Origin of the sequence: Rhodoferax sp. (assembly GCF_037143375.1) — a bacterium.
Classification (GTDB): Bacteria; Pseudomonadota; Gammaproteobacteria; order Burkholderiales; family Burkholderiaceae_C; genus Rhodoferax.
Map to the genome: position 1 here is coordinate 1 of NZ_JBAWYV010000240.1, position 3,518 is coordinate 3,518.

4 protein-coding genes are annotated in these 3,518 nt (G+C 61.3%); 3 read left to right on the top strand and 1 reads right to left on the bottom strand.

Going from position 1 to position 3,518, the window contains the following annotated elements:
* The 3 genes from WCG50_RS18345 to WCG50_RS18355 form a co-directional block, all read left to right on the top strand.
* Positions 1-580 (top strand): protein-glutamate O-methyltransferase CheR (locus WCG50_RS18345; RefSeq protein WP_336901040.1); only part of this gene is annotated, 580 nt, incomplete at its 5' end.
* A 1-nt stretch (position 581) separates the two neighbouring features.
* The gene (locus tag WCG50_RS18350; RefSeq protein ID WP_336901041.1) at positions 582-1,088 is read left to right on the top strand and encodes a chemotaxis protein CheD; all 507 of its coding nucleotides are present in this window, start codon (positions 582-584) and stop codon (positions 1,086-1,088) included.
* An 8-nt stretch (positions 1,089-1,096) separates the two neighbouring features.
* Positions 1,097-2,164: a chemotaxis response regulator protein-glutamate methylesterase gene (locus tag WCG50_RS18355; protein ID WP_336901042.1), complete on the top strand. Its 1,068-nt coding sequence runs from the start codon at positions 1,097-1,099 to the stop codon at positions 2,162-2,164.
* A 79-nt stretch (positions 2,165-2,243) separates the two neighbouring features.
* Here WCG50_RS18355 and WCG50_RS18360 read toward each other — a convergent pair.
* Positions 2,244-3,518, bottom strand: a 1,275-nt coding sequence (locus tag WCG50_RS18360) for a response regulator (RefSeq protein WP_336901043.1), incomplete at its 5' end; no start/stop codon positions are given.

Consider the following 3,518-nt stretch of genomic DNA (forward strand, 5'->3'; position numbering starts at 1 on the left):
GACCTATTTCTTTCGCGAAATCAAGCATTTTGATTTTCTGCGCGAGCAGGCGCTGGCGGCGCGCAACCGCGCCAAACCCTTTCGGGTCTGGAGTGCGGCCAGTTCCAGTGGCGAGGAGGCCTACAGCATTGCCATGGTGCTGGCCGACTGCCTGGAGTCCACCCCCTGGGAAATTTTGGGCACCGACATCAGCACCCAGGTGTTGCAGGGTGCCGCGCGTGCCTTGTACACCATGGAGCGGGCCCGGCACATTCCGCCCGCCTACTTGCGCCGCTTTTGTCTCAAAGGCACGGGGGAGCACGAAGGGCGCTTGCTGATTGATCGCAGCCTGCGCAGCCGGGTGCTTTTCAGGCACCTTAACCTGAATGTGCCGCTGCCCAACCTGGGTCAGTTTGACTTTGTGTTCCTGCGCAACGTGATGATTTATTTCAGCGACGACACCAAGCGCGAAGTGGTGGCGCGTGTCATTTCTACCCTCAAGCCCGGCGGCCATTTTTGTGTGGGCCATTCAGAGAGCCTCAACAACATTTCGCAAGCCGTGAATATGGTGTCGCCTTCGATTTACTGCAAGCCGGAGTGACATGGCCACCGTCAAAGGTCTGGTTGATGTTTTCTTGCAGCCCGGTGATTGGTATGTAGGCGATGCGGATCATCAGCTGCGCACCATTTTGGGATCGTGCGTGTCCATTACGCTGTGGCACCCGTTGTCACGCTTGGGCGGCATGTCGCATTTTTTATTGCCGACGCGCGGGGCGACGGCCACCCAAGACCCGGCGCTCGATGGCCGGTATGGAGACGAGGCCTTGCAACTGATGCTGGCCCAGTTCGAAAAAGCGGGGGTGCCGCCCTCGCAGTGCAAGGCTAAAATTTTCGGCGGTGGCAATATGTTCCCTGGCCAGATGCGCGAAGGCGCCATCAACGTGGGCAAGCGCAACGGCATGGCGGCCCGCACGATGTTGCGCGAGCACGGCATTCCAGTTCTGTCCGAGTGCCTGTTTGGCATTGGCCACCGGCAGGTTATTTTTGTCGTTGGCACCGGTGATGTCTGGTCGAACCAGGTCAAGCCTACTGGTCTTATTTCAAACTAGGAATTATTTTGGCGCGTATAAAAGTAATCGTGGTGGATGACTCGGCGGTGGTGCGGCAGGTGGTCACCGCGCTGCTCTCCGAGGACCCCGACATTGAGGTGTATGCGGCCGTGGCCGACCCCATTCTGGCGATTGCCCGCATGAACGTGCAGTGGCCCGATGTGATCGTGCTCGACGTGGAGATGCCGCGCATGGATGGCATCACGTTCCTGAAAAAAATCATGGCCGAGCGTCCGACGCCGGTGGTGATTTGCTCCACGCTGGCCGAGTCCGGCGCCAAAACCTCGATTGAGGCGCTGTCGGCGGGGGCGGCGGCCATCATCACCAAGCCCAAGATTGGCTTGAAGCAGTTTCTGGTCGATGCCTCTGACGATCTGGTGGCCGTGGTCAAGGCGGCGGCCAAGGCCAATGTGAAAAGGTTGTTGCCCAAGCTCGCGGTGGTCAGTAAGAACACAGCGGATGTGATCATGCCCGCCGCGGACAAGCATTCGGCCATGCTCCAGACCACCGAGCGGGTGGTGGCGCTGGGCACGTCGACCGGCGGCACGCAAGCGCTGGAAGTGGTCCTGACCAGCTTGCCCCGGGTCACGCCCGGCATCGTGATTGTTCAGCACATGCCTGAAAAATTTACCGCTGAGTTTGCCAAGCGACTCAACAGTTTGTGTCAGATCGAGGTGAGAGAGGCGCAAAACAACGACCGCGTGGTGCCGGGCCGTGCGCTGCTGGCGCCGGGGGGCAAGCACATGCTGCTGCGCCGCACCGGCGCGCAGTATTACGTGGAGGTGACGGATGGCCCGCTGGTGAACCGGCACCGTCCCTCGGTCGATGTGCTGTTTCGCTCAGTCGCCAAATGTGCAGGCGCCAATGCGCTGGGCGTCATCATGACCGGCATGGGCGACGATGGCGCCGCCGGTTTGCTGGAAATGCGCAACGCCGGGGCCCACACCGTGGCCCAGGATGAAGAAAGCTGTGTGGTGTTTGGCATGCCCAAGGAAGCGATCAAACGCGGCGGCGTTGAAAAGACCGTCACCCTGAGTGCCATTAGCCGCGAGATCATGCAGCAACTGCGCTTGTAATTCAGCACCGAGTTATGCTATTTAATTAATAGTGCGTTGCTCAGGTAGCACGGGGGCTACAGCCTGTTTCTTTATAAATTCAAGCGGTTTCCAGCGCCACCAGGTGGTTGTTGATGAGTGCTTGCACTTCCGCCAGCGCCTGCGGCAGACCCGCCGCCAAGGCGCTGCAGCTTGACACATTGCCCGCGTGTCCGGCATCTTCCAGCGCTTGACTACACTCGCCCAACCGCAAGGCACCCACACTGCGGGCCGCTGATTTGAGGGTGTGGGCCAGGGTCTCGACGGTGCTGACCTCGTGGGCCGCCGCGGCAACACCGATGTCGGTGACTTGCCCTTGCGCATTGATCAGAAATTTTTCCAGCAAACGCCGGTGCAGTGGAGGGTTGTCGCCGACCAGTTCGGGCAGCGTGGTGGCGTCCCACACGGCAAGCGCTGAACCCCGGTCAGGGATGGTTCCTGGCGTCGCAGGGGGCATCCATTTGGCCAACATCGGGCCCAGTTCTTTCATGCGCAGGGGCTTGGTCAGGTAGTCGTCCATGCCGCGCGTCCGGCAATGCTCGGCTTCACCCGGGCGGGCATTGGCGGTGATGGCCACAATTGGCAGTCGCGTACCCGGGGCTTCCTCTTGGCGAATGGCTTCGGTCAGCTCAAACCCGTCCATGTGCGGCATGTGGCAGTCGGTCAGCAGCAGGGCGTAGCGGCCGGTGCGCCACAGCTTAAGTGCGGCCACGCCATCTTCGGCGGTTTCACAGGCGTAGCCCAGCAGGTGCAGTTGCGACTGCATCACATCGCGGTTGGTTTCGTTGTCTTCAGCCATCAGGATCAGGCGCCCCGTGGTCCTGGCTACTTCAATGCTCGGGGCTGGGGTGGCTGGCAGGACGCTGCGGAGATCGTCCAGGCTTTCAACATGGGGTGGGATCATGCGCCCATTGGCCATGCCCACGCCCTGAATCAAATCGTTGTGCAGCAGCGGGCGAGTAGTCACTATAAATTGGGCGAGGCGCGAATGGTTGGGGCTGCGATCCAGCAGAACCAGGCCCACGCTGGCGGGCAGGTTGAGGGCCGGGTCGTTGACAGTCGCCATCCGGTCGATCACCAACACGGTGCCACCCGGTGCCGGTTCTACCCCGTCAAGGTGCTGGTGGGCCGCTGCCAGCGTCGCCACCACGCTCACTTGGGCCCCAGCCGCCGTGCAGTAGCGGGAAATAATTTGCGAGACCTCGGCATCCTGCGTCAAGGCCAGTACCCGCATGCCGTCCAGTCTGGGGTCAAACACCGGCATGCGACTGTTGGGGGCCTCGTTCAACGGCATCTCAACCGTGAACTGAGCGCCTTCGCCCAGTGTGCTGCGCAC